At 40.9% G+C, this 16,877-nt stretch carries 19 protein-coding genes; 10 read left to right on the forward strand and 9 right to left on the reverse strand.

Going from position 1 to position 16,877, the window contains the following annotated elements; translation table 11 throughout:
- Nucleotides 1–118: 118 nt before the first annotated feature.
- The 3 genes from LW728_RS19835 (at nucleotide 119) to LW728_RS19845 (ending at nucleotide 1,437) form a co-directional block, all read left to right on the forward strand.
- Nucleotides 119–358, forward strand: coding sequence for a type II toxin-antitoxin system HicA family toxin (locus LW728_RS19835; protein ID WP_271990358.1), 240 nt, complete (start codon nucleotides 119–121; stop codon nucleotides 356–358).
- Between the two features lie 395 nt (nucleotides 359–753).
- Nucleotides 754–1,014: a hypothetical protein gene (locus LW728_RS19840; protein ID WP_002757302.1), complete on the forward strand. Its 261-nt coding sequence runs from the start codon at nucleotides 754–756 to the stop codon at nucleotides 1,012–1,014.
- A 3-nt stretch (nucleotides 1,015–1,017) separates the two neighbouring features.
- Nucleotides 1,018–1,437 (forward strand): type II toxin-antitoxin system VapC family toxin, encoded by a 420-nt coding sequence (locus LW728_RS19845; protein ID WP_287767830.1) that lies wholly within the window; start codon nucleotides 1,018–1,020, stop codon nucleotides 1,435–1,437.
- Here the strand turns inward: LW728_RS19845 and LW728_RS19850 are convergent, their stop codons facing one another.
- Complete coding sequence (locus LW728_RS19850; protein ID WP_287767831.1) at nucleotides 1,438–3,858, reverse strand: phosphoketolase family protein; 2,421 nt, start codon at nucleotides 3,856–3,858, stop codon at nucleotides 1,438–1,440. It lies immediately after the preceding gene.
- A 549-nt stretch (nucleotides 3,859–4,407) separates the two neighbouring features.
- Between LW728_RS19850 and gap the strand changes: the two genes are divergently transcribed.
- From gap to ygfZ, 3 genes are read left to right on the forward strand one after another with little or no spacing between them, the layout of a single operon-like run.
- Entirely contained in the window at nucleotides 4,408–5,442 is a 1,035-nt protein-coding gene (gene gap, locus LW728_RS19855; RefSeq protein WP_002739710.1) for a type I glyceraldehyde-3-phosphate dehydrogenase, read from the forward strand.
- Nucleotides 5,443–5,501: 59 nt separating this feature from the next.
- Nucleotides 5,502–5,870, forward strand: a complete 369-nt coding sequence (locus tag LW728_RS19860; protein ID WP_008200332.1) for a hypothetical protein — start codon at nucleotides 5,502–5,504, stop codon at nucleotides 5,868–5,870.
- Nucleotides 5,867–6,874 (forward strand): CAF17-like 4Fe-4S cluster assembly/insertion protein YgfZ, encoded by a 1,008-nt coding sequence (ygfZ, locus tag LW728_RS19865; RefSeq protein WP_287767833.1) that lies wholly within the window; start codon nucleotides 5,867–5,869, stop codon nucleotides 6,872–6,874. The genes LW728_RS19860 and ygfZ overlap by 4 nt, the downstream gene beginning before the upstream one ends.
- A gap of 105 nt (nucleotides 6,875–6,979) precedes the next feature.
- Here ygfZ and LW728_RS19870 read toward each other — a convergent pair whose 3' ends face one another.
- From LW728_RS19870 to LW728_RS19895, 6 genes are all read right to left on the reverse strand, one after another.
- On the reverse strand, nucleotides 6,980–8,638 hold the full coding sequence (locus LW728_RS19870; protein ID WP_287767834.1) for an NAD+ synthase: 1,659 nt from the start codon (nucleotides 8,636–8,638) through the stop codon (nucleotides 6,980–6,982).
- 12 nt (nucleotides 8,639–8,650) lie between these two features.
- Nucleotides 8,651–9,379 (reverse strand): NUDIX hydrolase, encoded by a 729-nt coding sequence (locus tag LW728_RS19875; protein WP_016514666.1) that lies wholly within the window; start codon nucleotides 9,377–9,379, stop codon nucleotides 8,651–8,653.
- Nucleotides 9,376–9,942 carry a nicotinate-nucleotide adenylyltransferase gene (locus LW728_RS19880; RefSeq protein ID WP_002743664.1) on the reverse strand — a complete coding sequence of 189 codons (567 nt, stop codon included), beginning with the start codon at nucleotides 9,940–9,942 and terminating at the stop codon, nucleotides 9,376–9,378. The genes LW728_RS19875 and LW728_RS19880 overlap by 4 nt, the downstream gene beginning before the upstream one ends.
- 451 nt (nucleotides 9,943–10,393) lie before the next feature.
- On the reverse strand, nucleotides 10,394–10,984 hold the full coding sequence (locus LW728_RS19885; protein ID WP_287767838.1) for an RES family NAD+ phosphorylase: 591 nt from the start codon (nucleotides 10,982–10,984) through the stop codon (nucleotides 10,394–10,396).
- The gene (locus tag LW728_RS19890) at nucleotides 10,984–11,424 is read right to left on the reverse strand and encodes a hypothetical protein (RefSeq protein ID WP_287767840.1); all 441 of its coding nucleotides are present in this window, start codon (nucleotides 11,422–11,424) and stop codon (nucleotides 10,984–10,986) included. The genes LW728_RS19885 and LW728_RS19890 overlap by 1 nt, the downstream gene beginning before the upstream one ends.
- A gap of 2 nt (nucleotides 11,425–11,426) precedes the next feature.
- Entirely contained in the window at nucleotides 11,427–11,663 is a 237-nt protein-coding gene (locus tag LW728_RS19895) for a hypothetical protein (protein ID WP_287767843.1), read from the reverse strand.
- Between the two features lie 267 nt (nucleotides 11,664–11,930).
- Between LW728_RS19895 and LW728_RS19900 the strand changes: the two genes are divergently transcribed.
- From LW728_RS19900 to LW728_RS19910, 3 genes are all read left to right on the forward strand, one after another.
- Nucleotides 11,931–12,080, forward strand: coding sequence for a hypothetical protein (locus LW728_RS19900; RefSeq protein WP_016515388.1), 150 nt, complete (start codon nucleotides 11,931–11,933; stop codon nucleotides 12,078–12,080).
- Between the two features lie 296 nt (nucleotides 12,081–12,376).
- Complete coding sequence (locus tag LW728_RS19905) at nucleotides 12,377–12,895, forward strand: hypothetical protein (RefSeq protein WP_287767852.1); 519 nt, start codon at nucleotides 12,377–12,379, stop codon at nucleotides 12,893–12,895.
- A gap of 41 nt (nucleotides 12,896–12,936) precedes the next feature.
- Nucleotides 12,937–15,096, forward strand: coding sequence for a pentapeptide repeat-containing protein (locus LW728_RS19910; RefSeq protein ID WP_287767847.1), 2,160 nt, complete (start codon nucleotides 12,937–12,939; stop codon nucleotides 15,094–15,096).
- A gap of 78 nt (nucleotides 15,097–15,174) precedes the next feature.
- Here LW728_RS19910 and LW728_RS19915 read toward each other — a convergent pair whose 3' ends face one another.
- Nucleotides 15,175–15,381 (reverse strand): UPF0223 family protein, encoded by a 207-nt coding sequence (locus LW728_RS19915; protein ID WP_002750139.1) that lies wholly within the window; start codon nucleotides 15,379–15,381, stop codon nucleotides 15,175–15,177.
- Nucleotides 15,382–15,750: 369 nt separating this feature from the next.
- On the opposite strand from LW728_RS19915, the gene LW728_RS19920 reads away from it, so the two are divergent.
- Complete coding sequence (locus LW728_RS19920; RefSeq protein WP_287767849.1) at nucleotides 15,751–16,362, forward strand: Uma2 family endonuclease; 612 nt, start codon at nucleotides 15,751–15,753, stop codon at nucleotides 16,360–16,362.
- Nucleotides 16,363–16,454: 92 nt separating this feature from the next.
- Here the strand turns inward: LW728_RS19920 and LW728_RS19925 are convergent, their stop codons facing one another.
- A complete protein-coding gene (locus LW728_RS19925) occupies nucleotides 16,455–16,709 on the reverse strand; it encodes a hypothetical protein (protein WP_002750132.1) in 255 nt (84 codons plus the stop codon).
- Nucleotides 16,710–16,877 lie beyond the last annotated feature (168 nt).

Consider the following 16,877-nt stretch of genomic DNA (forward strand, 5'->3'; position numbering starts at 1 on the left):
TATATACTCACTTCTCTGCGATGCAGTCGCACTCGCGGGAGCGCATTTTGTAGCTCGCTTAAAGCTTTGTTTCTGTCTGTATCACTTGTTACTTTTTAAAATGAGAATTGCTGAGTTTATGCCTAAAAATATTCCTTCTCTTAAACCCAAAGCACTAATCAAAATTCTTGAAAAAGGAGGCTGTCAATTTTATCGAGAAGGAAAAGGTGATCATCGTTTATATTGTAGAGTATTGTATAATCAACATCGAATCGTTCCTATCGATATAGGTGCAAAAGAAATGTCCCCTGCTTATGTTTTACGAATTTTTAGACAATTTGGTTTTACAGATGAAGAAATAGAACATTTATTAAAATAGATGATTGAATGCGTTTTTTCAAACGAATAAATTATCTATTCTAGTACACTTTATCTTAATTTTATTTCCAAAAGCTAAAATAAAGCCAAAGCTACTTTTTTAAGGTACATTAACACAAGAGTAAAACCCTCGATTGCTTGTTATAAATTGATTTAATGATTAATTTTCACCCAGTCATCGTCGATAAATTAGCCTGCCTTAAAAACAGGTAAAGTTACTATCACCATTTTGCGTAATTTTTCGCTCTGGTAATGAACTTTTGATTATGAAATGATCCAAAGACGTTAATTTAAAAGATTGAGTTCAGGGGAGTTTGTTGGGTTGGTCTTGTGTTAAAATTGGGTTAGGGCTAGTCTGAATCATTTATCCTGTATCATTTAACGGCGGAAAAAACTATGGTAAAAACCTTTAAAGCAATTTTGAAAAATAATACCCTTCAATGGCTTGATGAAACCCCTGAAATCAACTCCGAATATCCTGTTAATGTTTATATTACCTTACTAGAAGAAAATATTATTGGTGAAAATCGATCTAACGGTCAAAAAATGGCCAATGCTTTGAAAAAAATTGCTAATAATAATACTTTTACTGATGTTGATACCCAACAGTGGCAACAACAAAATCGGTGCGATCGCTCTCTTCCTGATCGGGATTAAATCATGTTATTAGATAGTAATATTATTATCTATGCCGCTCAATTGGAAAATGAGTTTCTCCGGGAGTTTATTGCAGAAAATTCTCCTTATGTATCTGCTTTATCCTATCTGGAAGTTTTAGGCTACCATCGGTTAACTCATCAGGATAAAGTCTATTTTGAAGAATTTTTTAATGCTTCTCAAATTTTACCCATCTCTCAACCTGTAATTAACCAAGCAGTAACTTTAAAACAAATCAGAAAGATGTCCTTAGGAGATGCCATTATTGCGGGAACAGCTTTCGTTTATAATTTAACAATTGTAACTCGCAATATTGATGATTTTAATTGGATCAGTAAATTAAATCTATTTAAGTGGAATAGGAAGATGAAATTTATCGGTAAACTAATAAATTATCATCACCTAAACCACTTTCTAGCCTAATTAATAGGGCCATTTCCAGTTAGTAATCTCGTCCTTATCGATACCATTGGTAAAAGCATAATCGAGATTATCGATAATAGCATTTTTCATCCGTTCTTTCACATGACCGGCAGCAGAACCTAATTTTGGCACGCGATCGATGACATCGATTACTAAATGAAAACGATCAACTTGGTTACGAATCGCTAATTCTAGGGGAGTATTAATATTCCCTTCTTCTTTGTAACCGCGCACATGAATACGTTCCTGATTACTGCGACGGTAGGTAAGTTTATGAATCAGCCAAGGATAACCGTGGAAATTAAAAATAATTGGCTTATCAGGGGTAAATAAACTATCAAAATCCCGTTCCGATAAACCGTGAGGGTGTTCACTTTCCGACTGTAATTTAAACAGATCAACCACATTGATAAAGCGAACTTTTAAGTAAGGGAATTCCTCCCGCAGAATTGCCGTTGCTGCTAAAGATTCTTTAGTGATAATATCCCCACAGCAAGCCATAATTACATCTGGTTCATCGGGATTAGTTCCATCATCATCGTTACTTGCCCAATCCCAAATGCCGATACCTTTGGTGCAGTGTTTAATTGCTTCTTCAATGGTCAAGTATTGCAGGTGTTTCTGTTTATCAGCAACGATAATATTAGTGTAATCCTTGCTCTTGAGACAGTGATTAGCCACACTTAATAAACAATTCCCATCGGGGGGAAGATAAACCCGCACCACGTCGGCACTTTTATTGGTTACTAAATCGATAAAACCGGGGTCTTGGTGACTAAAACCATTGTGATCCTGCCGCCAAACCACCGAGGATAATAACAGATTCCAAGAGGAAACAGAAGCACGCCAAGGCACATGATTTTTGCAGATATCGAGCCATTTAGCGTGTTGGTTGAACATGGAATCAATAACGTGGGCAAAAGCCTCGTAGGAGTGAAATAAACCGTGACGACCGGATAATAAATAACCCTCTAACCAACCGACTAAAGTATGTTCACTCAGCATCTCCATCACACGACCATCGGGAGATAATTGGCTACCATCTAAATCCTCTGGATAGGTATCAGCTAACCAAGCTTTTTTAGTCACTTCATAGAGAGCCGCTAAACGATTAGAAGCAGTTTCATCGGGACCAAAAACGCGAAAATTAGTCATATTATTTCGCATTACATCCCGCAAAAATACCCCCATCACTCCCGTGTTTTCTGCTTCCACTTGGCCCGGGTGGGTGACATCTACGGCATACTGACGAAAATCGGGCATTTTTAGGTCTTTCCGCAGCAATCCGCCGTTAGCGTGCGGATTAGCACTCATGCGACGATGACCCCTAGGAGCGAGTTCTTTAAATTCTGGCTTAAATTTACCCGTGGTATAGTCAAATAATTCCTCCGGGTTATAGCTTTTCATCCACTCCTCTAATTTTCTCAAGTGGTCGGGGTTTTCCTGCATGGCACCCATGGGGACTTGGTGAGCGCGCCAGAATCCTTCTACTTTATGACCATCAACGTTTTTCGGACCCGTCCAACCCTTGGGAGACCGGAGGATAATCATCGGCCAGGGGTAACGTTTAGCAATACCCGTGCTGCGAGCTTCCTGTTGATAGGAGCGAATCTGATTGATACAGTGTTCTAGGGTAGCGGCCATTTTTTGATGGCAGTGCATGAGGTCTTCATCTTCCTTACATTCGACGATGTAGGGAGTGTAACCGTAACCAACAAAGAGACTTTCTAACTCGTGCGTCGAAATACGGGAGAGAATGGTGGGATTAGCGATTTTATAACCGTTTAAGTTTAAAATTGGCAGTACCGCACCATCGCGAATCGGGTTAAGGAATTTATTCGAGTGCCATGCGGTAGCAAGGGGACCGGTTTCAGCTTCCCCATCACCCACCACCACGGCCGTAATTAGGTCGGGATTGTCAAAAACAGAACCGTAGGCATGGGAAACACTATAACCCAGTTCGCCGCCCTCATGGATAGAACCGGGGGTTTCGGGGGTGACGTGACTACCGATGTGACCGGGAAAAGAAAATTGTTTAAAGAATTTTTGTAATCCTTCCTCGTCTTCACTTTTATCGGGGTAAATTTCCGAATAGGTTCCTTCTAGATAAACCGGACCGAGTACCCCCGGCGCCCCATGGCCAGGACCTGCCATAAAAATCACATCGAGGTCGTATTTTTTGATTAAACGGTTGAGGTGAACGTAGGTAAAACTTAAGGCTGGACTTGCTCCCCAGTGACCGAGCAAACGATACTTAACGTGTTCGGGTTTAAGATGTTCTTTGAGCAGGGGATTATCGCGCAGATAAATCATACCTACAGCTAAATAGTTACAAGCGCGCCAATAGGCATGGGTTTTATAGAGTTCGTCTTGAGAAAGGGGATTTTGTTCTGTTAAGGGTCTTTCTGGTGTGAATACCATGAATATTTCTCCAATATCTATGAAGGATGAGATTAAGAGAGTTGATAGACAATTTCTCCATCGAGAGGGTTAACCCTCGGTCAGTTTTAAAACTGTAATCAAGAGTGTAACCTTTTGGGGCGCAAAAAACTATTAAAATAAACTATATTTTGCCAATCCGGCTAGGGGAATTTATGTCAGTCGGGCGGGGTTTTTAAATGGCTTTTAAAGGCATATTAATATGTTCTTAACTTAGGTATCAATCATTCTCAGAAAGCTTTTAATGATTTTTTAATGTCAACTTTTCCCAAAAGGCTATATAATCAGACTCTCGTTGGTCGGCCAAGGCCTAATCAGGTTTTCTCGATGCCGGTGGCGAGGACGACTAGGGTAGCAAATTGATGATTTTTTATCTTGGAAGCACTGAAACTTAAAATCTTTCTATACTTCATCTAGCGATCAATAAAAGCTGATTAGCATATATAGTGATTCTCTACAGGCTAATCAATTCTCGGATTGTTTTTTCTTGATCGTGCCTAAGCTTATCGCAGCTGCAAAGGAGTTTTTTTCATGACAAAAGTAAGAGTCGCCATCAACGGATTCGGTCGTATCGGTCGCCTCGTTTTTAGGGCGGGTATCCAAAATCCTGATTTCGAGTTTGTTGGTATAAATGATCTGGTTCCCTCCGATAATATTGCCTATCTGCTCAAATACGACTCCACCCACGGACGTTTTCAGGGTACGGTAGAAGCAAAAGAAGATGGCATCGTCGTGGATGGTAAGTTTATCCCCTGTTACTCGATTAAAGACCCTGCTCAACTGCCCTGGGGTGCAACTGGGGCCGATTATGTGGTCGAGTCCACCGGTTTATTTACCACCGCGGAAGGGGCAGGAAAACACCTAGAAGCCGGGGCCAAACGGGTGGTTATCTCCGCACCCACCAAAGATCCCGACAAAATTCGTACCATTGTACTAGGCGTTAACGATAATGAGTACGATCCCGCTAAGGATCTGATCGTCTCTAACGCTAGTTGTACCACCAATTGTTTAGCCCCGATCACCAAAGTTATTAACGATAACTTCGGACTAGCGGAAGGATTAATGACCACGGTACACTCGATGACCGCCACTCAACCCACCGTGGATGGTCCATCGAAAAAAGATTGGCGCGGTGGTCGCGGCGCCGGTCAAAATATTATCCCCTCCTCCACGGGAGCAGCCAAAGCAGTAACCCTAGTTATTCCTTCCCTAAAAGGCAAATTAACCGGTATGGCCTTCCGTGTGCCAACTCCCAACGTTTCGGCGGTGGATTTAACCTTTAAAACCGAAAAAGCCACCAGTTACGAGGAAATCTGCGCCGCTATGAAAGCCGCCAGCGAAGGTCCGATGAAAGGTATCCTCGGTTATACCGATGAGGAAGTGGTATCGAGTGACTTTATCACTGACCCCCGTTCCAGTATCTTTGATGCTAAAGCTGGCATTCAACTTAATGCCAATTTCTTTAAGGTCGTCTCTTGGTACGATAACGAATGGGGTTACTCCTGCCGGATGTTAGACCTGATGAAAATGATGGCAGCTAAGGAAGCAACCCTCGTAACAGCCTAAATCAGTTATCAGTTATCAGTTTACTGTTTACTGATAACTGATAACCGATAACTGATAAGATGAATCCAAAATTTAAAGATATTACCGCTTGGGAACAGGCACAATTATTAATGCAGCCGGCATTTATTCGGGTGCTGGATAATCTGCGTAAACAGTTAGAAAATTCCCTCTGGAAAGGAACTTATACAGAAATTCAAGATCCCTATCCCAGTTATCTGCTCTGTTTGACTTATCTCGATCGCTCCGTTACTGTAAATATTTGGGAACTTTGTTTTCAAGTCTGTTTTCTCGATTATCCCACCGATGAGGGAGAGAGCGTCACCATCGATACCAGTCTCCTCGACCCCACCGGTGAACTAGATTGGCAGAGTTTGGAAACGAAAACCGAGCGCATTATTAACCGATTATTCGCTAATTTACCCCAATGAAAGCAGATTTAGAAACGATCAAGGCAGAGTATGCCGCTAATTTTCTCAAAGATTACAGTAATGATCCCCAAAATTTAGCATCCCAAACAATTTTAATCGATCGCTCCGATTGGGGTTTATTAGAATTAAAAGGCCAGGATCGACTGCGTTTTCTCCACAATCAAACCAGTAACGCGATCGATCGCCTCAAACCGGGTCAGGGTTGTGAGACAATTTTCCTTAACTCTACCGGTCGTACTCTCGATTTTGTCACAGTTTACGCTGGCGATGATTCCCTCCTCATCCTCGTTTCTCCCCAACGTCGTCAATTTTTACTGGAATTGATTGATCGCTATATTTTCCCCTTCGATAAGGTGGAAATTAGCGACTTAACCGATAATTTTGCCATTGTCACCCTAATAGGTACTGAAAGCGGGCAATACCTGCAAAAAATCGCCATTCCAGAGCAGATTTTAACGGGGGTGCAGCATAGTCATTATCTCCTTTCTGAACCCGCCCTGAGAGTGGCCGTCGGCACCGGCTTAGACCTACCCGGATACACTTTAATCGTTGCCGCCGCCGAAGCCGGTCCCCTCTGGGAAAATTTAATTAAAAATGGCGTTACTCCCGCCGATGAGCAGGTGTGGGAATACCTAAGAATCCATCAAGGCCGACCAGCAGTCGAGCGAGAATTAACCGAAGATTATAACCCGTTAGAGGCCGGTTTATGGCGAGCGATCGTTTTTGATAAGGGCTGTTATATTGGTCAAGAAACTATCGCCCGTCTCAACACCTATAAAGGCGTAAAACAAAGACTTTGGGGCATAAAACTTAGCCAACCCGTCCCCAGCAATACCCCGATTATTTTAGAAGCGCAAAAAGTCGGTTTACTCACCAGTGTGCTGGAGGATTTTGGCTTGGGTTATGTGAAAACAAAAGCGGGAGGAGAGGGTTTAAAAGTACAAATCGGCGAGGCAACAGGAGAATTAATCCCTTTACCCTTCCTCTCTCACGAATACCCCTAGAAAAGTGGGAATTATGAATTATGAATTATGAATTATGAATTATGAAGAACGTAGGTTGGGTTGAAGTATGAAACCCAACTGATAACTGATAACTGAAAAACCCCCCTAACCCCAGCGACTAGCGATAGGCATTCGCCAACCAGTGCCAAAAGCGCGATCGCTAATTTTTAAGACCGGGGGAGCTTGTTTGCGCTTAAATTCGGCATTTTTAACTAATTTAATCACTTTCTGCACAATTTCAGGCTCAAAGCCGGCGGCGATAATTTGTTCGGTGGATTGATGGCGATCGATTAATAGTGCTAAAATAGCATCTAAAATCTCGTAGGGAGGTAAAGAATCTTGATCCTTCTGATTGGGTTTTAATTCAGCACTAGGAGCTTTATTAATCACATTAAGGGGAATAATTTCCCCGTGCCGATTTAACCAGCGACAGAGGGAATAAACCCTCGTTTTCGGCACATCGGCAATCACTGCTAAACCACCATTCATATCACCGTAAAGGGTGCAATATCCCACCGCCATTTCTGATTTATTGCCAGTGGATAATAGTAAATGACCGAATTTATTAGAGAGAGCCATTAATAAATTACCGCGAATGCGTGACTGAAGATTTTCTTCGGCAATACCGAAATCAGTCCCAGCGAAAAGCCGCTCTAAAAGTTGATCATAAGCAGTCATAATTTCTTGAATTGCTAACTTCTCACTTTTGATACCTAAATTATTAACTAAAGCCACTGCATCGCTAATCGAATGGTCGGAACTATAGGGAGAAGGCATCATCACAGCGAGAACATTTTCTTTACCTAATGCGTCGCTGGCAATAGCGGCAACTAAACTGGAATCAATGCCACCACTCAAGCCGAAAATTACCCGTTTAAAACCGCATTTCTGCACATAATCTCGCACTCCTAAGACTAAAGCTCGATAAATTTCCTCATCTTCATCGACGGGTAAAGGATGAATAACTGCGGGTAACAAATCTTGATTAAACTCGATCAATTCTAGGCTAGAAGTAAATGCCTGAGCGCGATAAATCACTTCTCCTTGTCGGTTAAAAGCCACGCTGTCACCATCAAAAATTAAATCATCATTACCTCCCACTTGATTGACATAAACTATCGGTAAATTATATCTAGTGGCACTATGGGATAATAAAGATTCTCGCAATTTTTGCTTACCGACACTGTAGGGAGAAGCGGAAAGATTAACGATTAAATCCACTCCTAAATTAGCTAAATCGGCGATGGGATTAACCGCGTATTGACGCTGACCCCAAAATTGTTCATCATTCCAAACATCTTCACAGATAGTTACACCGATTTTTACATTATTTTCTGTTATTTGAAAATATTGACTTTCTTTCCCAGAAGCAAAGTAACGATCCTCATCAAAAACATCGTAGGTAGGCAATAAACGTTTAGTAAAAATTTGTTTAATCTCTTGACTTTTTAACAAAGCTATGCTATTAAATAACGGCTTTTCTCCCCTGACCGTTGCCGAGGGATTTTTTTCGACAAAACCGACTAAGACGGCTAACTTTTCTGGTAATTGTTGGGACAATAATTGCAATTGTCGAGACATTTTCTCCACAAAACCCAGATTTAATAACAAGTCTCTGGGGGGATAACCACAGAGGGATAATTCCGGGGTTAAAAGTAATTCCGCTCCCTGATTAAATGCCGTTTGAGCGGCCTCTAAAATTCTTTGGGCATTTCCTTCGATATCTCCAACAATGGGATTTAATTGAGCGATAGCAATTCTCATATTTTTTCCTATTTAAACAAAAACTAACGGTTGCTCTTTAAAGGGAGCAAAAGCTTTTTCATCAAAGCGATATAAACTAGCAGGACGACCGGCACCACGAGAGACTTTTAAACCCATATCCTTGAGAAATCCTAATTTCAATAGCCGATTTCTGAAGTTAGAATAATCACTAAAATTTTTACCTAAAATTGTCTCATAAAATTGATAAAGATCATTTAAAGTAAATAATTCTGGTAAAACCTCAAAAGCGACGGGACTATATTCTACTTTATTGCGTAATCTTCGCCAGCCATATTCCAAAATTTGACCGTGATTAAAGGCTAAATCTGGCACTTTATCAATCATATACCAAGTGATATTATAATCCCGTTCAGTGATTAACTTTGCTTCCTCAAACCGCACTAAAGCGAAGTAACTCACCGATAGATAACGTTCCCTAAAACTCTCGGCCGCTGCCGGGGAATCTCCCTCTGGACTGCCAAAAGTATATAACTGTTCTAGATAGAGATTATTGACACTAATTTTCTCGGCTAAAATTCGATAGGCTGCCGTTTCCAGTGATTCCCCATTTCTCACTAAAGTTCCGGGTAAACTCCAGTAATTACTAAAAGGTTCTTCCCGTCGTTTAATCAGAAGCACTAGCAGCCGATTTAATTGGGTATCAACGGAAAAGATCACGTTATCAACTCCCACTTTAAAATCAGCTAGAGATTTATTAGCTAGGGTATTTGGCGATTTCATGCGTAAAGTTTTTGACCTTCGATATAATCTTTAATCGGTGCAGGAACAGCCTGTTTATCGCCTTTTTCTCGATAATCTGTTGAGGATACAGCCGGAGCAAAGACATCGGCAATCAGACAATCACCCCCTAATGTTTGCAGTTGTTCAATATCATCTTGGTTAATAGGATATCCGGGACGAGGAATCACGAGAATTTTGACTTTTTCTAGTAATTCTTGGCTACGATACCAGTGCCTAATTTGTCCAGCTAAATCAGAACCAATGACTAGGGTATATTCCTCCTGTTCTCCCCAAATTGCTTGCGCTTTTTCCACACTAATTAAGCTACGTCGATCGCTTAATTCTCGTCGCAGTTGTATATTATCCCTTGGGGGTTGAATATCCCGGATGAGCAAATTTAACATCCTCAGACGATGTTCGAGACTGGTTTGATGATTTTTAAAGGGATTATCGGCAGCCCAAACCGCAACGATATCGTACTGTTCCGATAACCATTTTAGTATGGCTTGATGACCGGCAGTAGGAGGATCGGCACTGGTTCCAAAAAGGGCAATTTTAAGCATAGGATTCAATTGCTTGCTCACTGAGGGATTAGTTTAAGTCTGCTCAAGCTTGGCAAAAATTAACTTCTCCCCATTATAGTTGATTTTACCAAAATAGGGCAAGAGGATCAGTGATCAGTAATCAGTGATCAGTAATCAGTGATCACTGAAGTTTTGCGACGAGTGGGCTGCTATTAACTTAACAGAAAATTCCCTAACACTTGGCCGTTCTGAATAGGGGAGATTGCGTCTAATTGCAAAGGGTGCATCTCACATTTGCAGAAATACCGACAATCAGCACTTATCAGTGACTCTTAAATTGGTACAAAAATATGAACAATCGCGTGTAAGCATCCCACCGAAAAGCTAATGCGCGGGGGGTTTGGGGGCGGCGCCACGCCCCCAACGGGGGGTTTGGGGGGTAGAACCCGTAGATTGACAAAAATGAGATGCACCTATTGCAAAAAGATACTTATTCTTGAATAAGAGCATAATCATAATGCTCCAAAATTTCACCTAAACAGGATGAATTATCATCGTATAAATTACCTAAGTTGTCTTCTTGCAAATGGTTTCTAACCCGATCAAAAAGCCCAACGGAATAGACACTATCATCATGACGAGAACGGTATCTAATCCCATCTACTCCTTGGGGATGTTCCCAAATTGCCTGCCCCCAAGTCCGACAATATTCATAATCACCAGAAGAAATGCGGGCATCTATTCCTATGCGAACAAGGGCCGGCCCCGTTAAGTCGGCCAACAGTAAAGCGCGATCACTTCTAATTCTAAAAAGATTTCTATTTCTTAGGGCTGTAACGGTTACGGCTCCGTCAAATGTTCGGCCAAAACATTCAATAAAGGTACTGCACTCATCACCCACATAGAGAAGCCCATAGCCCTGATTTGGCCCATCGAAACGACCGCTACCACTGCGGTCAAAATGAAGACTAGAAAGGTGTCCGGTTTTATTTAATCTTAGCCAGGGGCCTGGGGTTTCAATGACGGGCAATTGACGCTGACTAAAATCGTCTGGTGGGAGGGGAAAAGGAGGCAAACCCATTACGCTGCGCTATGACTCCCGTAGCACTTAGCGGCCAAAACCACTGGCTCGATTTCTCCCTTTTGGAGTTTTTCTAGCGGGGTTGCTCCCTCTAAACGAATATCACCCGTGAGCAGAAAGAGCATTTGTGTCCAAGCACCATCTTCTTTTAAAACGGCTAACACTTGGTCTAAACCTGACAAAACTTTGCCATCAATAAATTGCCAAGCGGGATAAACTAATTCCTCGTTGACAGATAAACCTAAGACCTGATGATTGAGCCTCATAGTTTCTAATTCCAAAGAACTACAGGCTAAAACACTACAAACCTCAGCGCTGGTTAAGGTTCCGCCTTGCTGAGATAGGAACCGTTTCTTCGCTTCTTCGCCTCGTTTAATGGCAGCTGCCAACGGAGGGGCCAAAGCTAAAGGAGATTGTGCTTTTTGTATAGATTCTAACATTTTTAAGCAACCCTACCACCGTCAACAAGACCTGTATAAAACAAATATAAGTCTCCCTTCAAATGTTTAGTCTCTTGTATCAGCTTACTTTTATCGTCTGAATACCCAATAACCTTACCTTTCTCTGGCCAGCCATATTTGTCGCGACCAGTGATCTCTAAGACCACCCATTGATCGGGGTAATCGGATGAGACATCGGCTATACTCAAATCTTCTGTTTTGTGGCTAAGTGTCTTCATGGCTAAGGTGGCAGTTGATTTGATCAGGATCTTTGTTTTTGCCTAGTAGTGTTTTGCTCCTCGTGTCAGGAATCCCTAACATTATTAGCTTGACTCAATCTGCCCTAATAAGCTAGGATGCGGGGATGATAATGATGAGTAAAGAGCCAGCACCCGCGAGGATGCTGGCCCTCTCCTAGCTTCGCATCATCGGGATTAGCCCTCTCAACAGCCCACCAGGAGACTTAAAAACCTTATTAGTGGACTAAGAAGCCAGGAGGTCAATCAATGAAGCACTTACTCACTGTCATGCTCCTAAGCTCCCTTGCTTACGGCGTAGCTGTCGGGAAGATTCATCCCTACGACTACGTTTTTATCTACACCATCAACGAACTAGCAAAACGTCAGGGTGGAGATAATCAAGACGGGAAGCGGTAGGTAGAACGTTTACCTAATTCAGGCTGGACAGTGCGCCAACACTCGACCAGCTTTTTTGTACTGTTTTTTACTATCGCTCTATTTTTTTTAATGGTATCCATAATATAATCACTTACCGTAAGGATATCAACCAATAAATATTGCAAAGTTAAACCAACAATTGTTGCAAAGTTAAACCAACAATTGTTGCAAAGTTAAACCAACAATTATTGCTATCATTAAACAATAATTGTTGGTACTCCATTTCAAAATATGCGAACTAGCTCGAAAATACAGCCATGAAGACGCTCTCGTCAATGCCCCAAAACCTATCCGATGCCGAAAGGCAAGCAAGCAACTGTGGTTTGGATATTTCCAAGCTACAAGCTTTGTTGGCAGAAATCGAACCCGCATCTGAAAAATACAAAATGCCCCTGTCACTGTGTGATGCCCAAAAACAGGCAAGAAACTGTGGTTTGGATATACCCAAACTAGAAGCTTTGTTGGAAGAAATCGGAACCCTATCTGAAAAATACAAAATTATTTTTTATCTGGCGGCTACAGGACTTTATTCCGCCGATGACCTCGCTGAAATGTCCAATCATAGCAGCGGCAAAAATCTAAACGCGGATTTCAACAAAAATCTAGGATCCCATCTTAAGGATTACCTTGATTTAGATGAAAGTGAGCGTCTGGGAATTACTTCCCTAAGAAGGATTCTCTTTAAAAAGGGCTATTTTGTTGACATTAATGACGATGAATTAGTGAGAGTTTTGCCAACACGCTACGCTGAAAATTCTCAATTAGAGCAGTCTTTTACTGTCAGACACAATTAGTGCGGATGAGAAGACCACCAATCAAGGAGATTGATTTAAAAATGGAAAACACAGAGTTATTGTGCGAGATACCAACATCGGTCACTCCCCGTGCTGACATTATTAATGGGTTGTTAGCTCAACTAGACAATGAACAGGATAGCGATATCCGTGCTGAAATCATAAGGAAATTAGGAGAATATCCTGAGCCTCAAGTGATTAAAAAACTTTGGGATTTGAGAAATAATCTCGAAAACGAATCTGATGATTTTGTGCAGTACGAAATCAAGCTTAGTTTGCGTAAAGTGACTAATCATCCTAGTATAAATATTGATTTTTTTCTAGATAACTTAGAGGTATTCCCATCAAAAGATAACAATTCTCAAGCTCCAAAAGTCTTAATTGACGCTGCTCTGATTGAAGAGTTTTTATTACGAAATCAGACGACTCTTAACAGGGAAGCTACTAGGGTTATGGGACTTGTTTTAGAGGGAAAAATTAATCCTTACATTGGGGAAATGGGATTAATCAAAATTTGGCATAGTATGAAAAATCTTAAATCTCAAGAATATGCCAATCGTTCGATCATTGAACTTATGAGTAAGATTAACGTCGGTCAAGTTAACTTGAAAGAAATTGACCTAGAAAAATATCCCAACGTTAATTTAAAAACGGCAATTCAAGTTGAGATTGCCAGAAAGTATAGCCTAGCAGGTATTATCACCATCGCAGATCGAGAATTCATTGCCAGTGGATATCCTTTTGTGGGTTCTCCTTCCTTATTCTTACAGTTTTTAGGGGAAGATACCTCGCCAGCTTCTATCGAAAGAACTCTCAAAAATCTCGGTAAAGCGGCAATGGAAAATGAAAAAGTAAAACTCAATCAGCTTTTAGAAAACGAGCCTCAACAAAACTTATTCTTTGAAGATAATCTTTTCCTTTTTCAAGGCTGGAAAATTGAGAACTTTGAAATTCTTTGTGCCAATAACAATTTAACTTCCGCGACAGTTATCCTATGTAATACAAAAACCCAAGAGCGTTACACTGAATCAGCCTTTAAAAAAGGTTCAGTAGATGCACTTTGTACTGCTTTTAATGAGGCTCTAGCTCATTTAGTTGAGGTTAAACATATCCTTAAATCTATCTATTTAGCCAACTTGACACCGGGTCAACAAGGAGCCATAACTGTCAAGGCGGCGGTTGAGTATGATGGTAAAGAAGTTATTACCATCCACACCCATGAAAATATTCTCAAGGCTCATTTTTTCGCCTACGTCAAAGCGATGATTGCCGTTTATGCACCCAAGGAATATCACCCCGATATTCATAGCACAAAAGAATTGACATATTTTCACAAAATTGGCGAACGAGATTTTCGGGGACTGAATTTCAGCCAAGTTAATTTAATGGATAGTGAAGGCAATCTTTCCGACGCAAAATTGATGGGATGTAACTTCAGTAAGGCTAATCTTTTGGGGGTTAATTTAAATAAGGCTGATTTAACAGGAGCCGATTTAAGTCATGCCAATTTGAGCAAAGCTGATTTAACAGGAGCCGATTTAAGTCATGCCAATTTGAGCAAAGCTAATCTAACGGGAGCTAACTTGACCGATGTTAAATTAGATGAAAATAATCTAACCCTCCTTGATTGCACAATTTTGACTAACACAATTATGCCTGAAATTAACATTGAAATTAGCGGCGAATCTCGTTTAGAAAAGGTTGCTCAACTACTCAAACACATTGATCCTCAAAGTCAATCTCGAATCTTGGCTGTTCACTCGATGACAGATTCCATCTGGTGGGATAATCCCCTTGGTCAAAAATTCTGGGAAGTTAACGAAGAACTAATCAAAAGGAAGATTTCTATTCAACGAGTTTTTATTCTTCCTGAAGTTCCGACTCCAAAGCATTTACAGGTGATTCAGGAACAACTTAACTCTGGCATAGAAGTTGCTTGGATTTGTCAGGAAAAAGCCAAAGATGTTGAAGGCTATCGTTGGGATGATACCAACCTATTGATTAGCGAAAACTTATCTGTTCCAAGAAATTCTTTTACAGCGAGAAGAACTATGAATCGTCAAACAGAAACAGGTTATATTTCCTATCAAACAAGAGTTGTCGAGACAGATAAAAGTATCTTTAACGCTCTATGGGAAAAATCCGAAAAACTCTCTACTCAAGCTAATATTCAGGAACAATTAGCAAACCTGAGTACCTGACCCCGAACTTTATTGTTTTATTAACTGATGCTCACAATGCGATCGCTCTTTCTATTCTATTTTGATAAAAAGCGATCGCTAAAAAGTGAGTTCTCGGTCGTTTGTCACACAATCCTGAAGATATAAATCAATTAGTTCCTGATAAGAAATTCCTTTTTCTTTTGCTTTTTTTTCAAAGAAATCAATGACATCAATCCTTAAAGGTAAAGTGACCTGCCGCTTGAGTTGTTGAGCAAAAGGATTAGGACGACTTTTCATATTAGCGAGATCATACTCTGATTTCATCAACAATAACCTCGATGAGGACAGTATAGTATTTTGTTTAAATTTAACGACTCAATTATAATACATACAATCAAATTAACGATAGTTTGCTCTTAAAAAATTTTTCTCTCTCACCTCAGAAAAACTGCGATCGCTCTTTCTATTCTATTTTGATAAAAAGCGATCGCTTCCCCACAATCCCTAAAAAATAACCATAAAATTAATTAATAAGTGGGTAGGGGTTAAAAATTATCAGATGCCCCCCTTATTAAGGGGGATCCCCCCGCCTATCGGCACCCCCCTTATCAAGGGGGGCAGGGGGGATCGAACCTAAAATCCATTATTAATTTAATTATAACCAGCCACTTAGAATATCGGAGAAAGACAAACATGATTATCGCTCAAGAAAAACCAACTATTGCGACAGTCACCAAAACCCCTGTCACTTTGGAAGCATATCGGGTGATCGCTGAAACTTCTCAGGAACGTTATGAATATTGCCATGGAGAAATGATTCTTATGCCTGGAGGAACCGCAACCCACAGCGCGATCGCGATCAATATCTCGGTTTTTTTGGGATTTTTATTAAGAGATAGGGATTTTCGTCTGTATAACAGCGATCTGCGGCTGTGGATTCCTGAATATAATTGTGGAACCTATACCGATCTCATGGTTGTTAACCATGAACCAGAATTTAACGGCGATCGCAAAGACGAAATTCTTAATCCTTTATTTATTGTAGAGGTGCTTTCCCCCGCCACGGAAGCCTATGATCGAGGTGATAAATTTAGAAAATATCGTTCCCTGCCAAGTTTTTGTGAATATCTGCTCGTTAGCCAAACTGAACCCTACATTGAGCAATATTTCAGACTCGCACAGAGCGATCGCTGGCAACTACAAACCTACGATCAACTTAGTCAAATAATCCCTCTGGAGAGTTTAAACGTTGAACTTCCCTTGCTAGAAATTTATCGTCGTGTTAGTTTTGCCGCAGCCTCATAAATCCCTTAATCCGATTAATAACCTTTCTATTTTGTTTGCATAAAAAGCGATCGCCCCACAGTAAAGAAGCGGTGAGGATTAGTTCTAATGAACTACTCTGGATAGTTAGGCAGAGAATGATATTGAAAGATGCCAAAGATACTGCCGACACTGCCGACACTGAGAATACTGCCGACACTGCCAATACTGAGAATACTGCCGACACTGCCAATACTGAGCATACTGCCGATACTAACCAGACTTAAAATGCTGCTGGCACTAGCGAGACTTAAAATACTGCCGGCACTGCCTAAACTCAAGATACAGCGATAACTAGCTTTGCTCAGATAATTAAGACCGGAAATCATTTTAAATCGGGGAAAGATTGGGGAATAGTTAGGGAAGTATTTTGCCAAACCTGTTTTGACACTCCCCGCTCTAAAGAGACGGGGATTCTTGGTTCACAGAGATTACTTGCTTAGACAGAATTGCTTCTGAAAAAGTAGAGGTATTCTCTCCCCAAGCGTTTATTGGAT

Source organism: Microcystis sp. 49638_E5 (genome assembly GCF_021300285.1).
GTDB lineage: Bacteria > Cyanobacteriota > Cyanobacteriia > Cyanobacteriales > Microcystaceae > Microcystis > Microcystis aeruginosa_C.

What these genes read in the sequence shown, in the direction of transcription:
- LW728_RS19835 (WP_271990358.1), top strand. Translation starts at nt 119, where the DNA reads ATGCCTAAAAATATTCCTTCTCTTAAACCCAAAGCACTAATCAAAATT.
- LW728_RS19840 (WP_002757302.1), top strand. Translation starts at nt 754, where the DNA reads ATGGTAAAAACCTTTAAAGCAATTTTGAAAAATAATACCCTTCAATGG.
- LW728_RS19845 (WP_287767830.1), top strand. Translation starts at nt 1,018, where the DNA reads ATGTTATTAGATAGTAATATTATTATCTATGCCGCTCAATTGGAAAAT.
- LW728_RS19850 (WP_287767831.1), bottom strand. Translation starts at nt 3,858, where the DNA reads ATGGTATTCACACCAGAAAGACCCTTAACAGAACAAAATCCCCTTTCT.
- gap (WP_002739710.1), top strand. Translation starts at nt 4,408, where the DNA reads ATGACAAAAGTAAGAGTCGCCATCAACGGATTCGGTCGTATCGGTCGC.
- LW728_RS19860 (WP_008200332.1), top strand. Translation starts at nt 5,502, where the DNA reads ATGAATCCAAAATTTAAAGATATTACCGCTTGGGAACAGGCACAATTA.
- ygfZ (WP_287767833.1), top strand. Translation starts at nt 5,867, where the DNA reads ATGAAAGCAGATTTAGAAACGATCAAGGCAGAGTATGCCGCTAATTTT.
- LW728_RS19870 (WP_287767834.1), bottom strand. Translation starts at nt 8,638, where the DNA reads ATGAGAATTGCTATCGCTCAATTAAATCCCATTGTTGGAGATATCGAA.
- LW728_RS19875 (WP_016514666.1), bottom strand. Translation starts at nt 9,379, where the DNA reads ATGAAATCGCCAAATACCCTAGCTAATAAATCTCTAGCTGATTTTAAA.
- LW728_RS19880 (WP_002743664.1), bottom strand. Translation starts at nt 9,942, where the DNA reads ATGCTTAAAATTGCCCTTTTTGGAACCAGTGCCGATCCTCCTACTGCC.
- LW728_RS19885 (WP_287767838.1), bottom strand. Translation starts at nt 10,984, where the DNA reads ATGGGTTTGCCTCCTTTTCCCCTCCCACCAGACGATTTTAGTCAGCGT.
- LW728_RS19890 (WP_287767840.1), bottom strand. Translation starts at nt 11,424, where the DNA reads ATGTTAGAATCTATACAAAAAGCACAATCTCCTTTAGCTTTGGCCCCT.
- LW728_RS19895 (WP_287767843.1), bottom strand. Translation starts at nt 11,663, where the DNA reads ATGAAGACACTTAGCCACAAAACAGAAGATTTGAGTATAGCCGATGTC.
- LW728_RS19900 (WP_016515388.1), top strand. Translation starts at nt 11,931, where the DNA reads ATGAAGCACTTACTCACTGTCATGCTCCTAAGCTCCCTTGCTTACGGC.
- LW728_RS19905 (WP_287767852.1), top strand. Translation starts at nt 12,377, where the DNA reads ATGCCCCAAAACCTATCCGATGCCGAAAGGCAAGCAAGCAACTGTGGT.
- LW728_RS19910 (WP_287767847.1), top strand. Translation starts at nt 12,937, where the DNA reads ATGGAAAACACAGAGTTATTGTGCGAGATACCAACATCGGTCACTCCC.
- LW728_RS19915 (WP_002750139.1), bottom strand. Translation starts at nt 15,381, where the DNA reads ATGAAATCAGAGTATGATCTCGCTAATATGAAAAGTCGTCCTAATCCT.
- LW728_RS19920 (WP_287767849.1), top strand. Translation starts at nt 15,751, where the DNA reads ATGATTATCGCTCAAGAAAAACCAACTATTGCGACAGTCACCAAAACC.
- LW728_RS19925 (WP_002750132.1), bottom strand. Translation starts at nt 16,709, where the DNA reads ATGATTTCCGGTCTTAATTATCTGAGCAAAGCTAGTTATCGCTGTATC.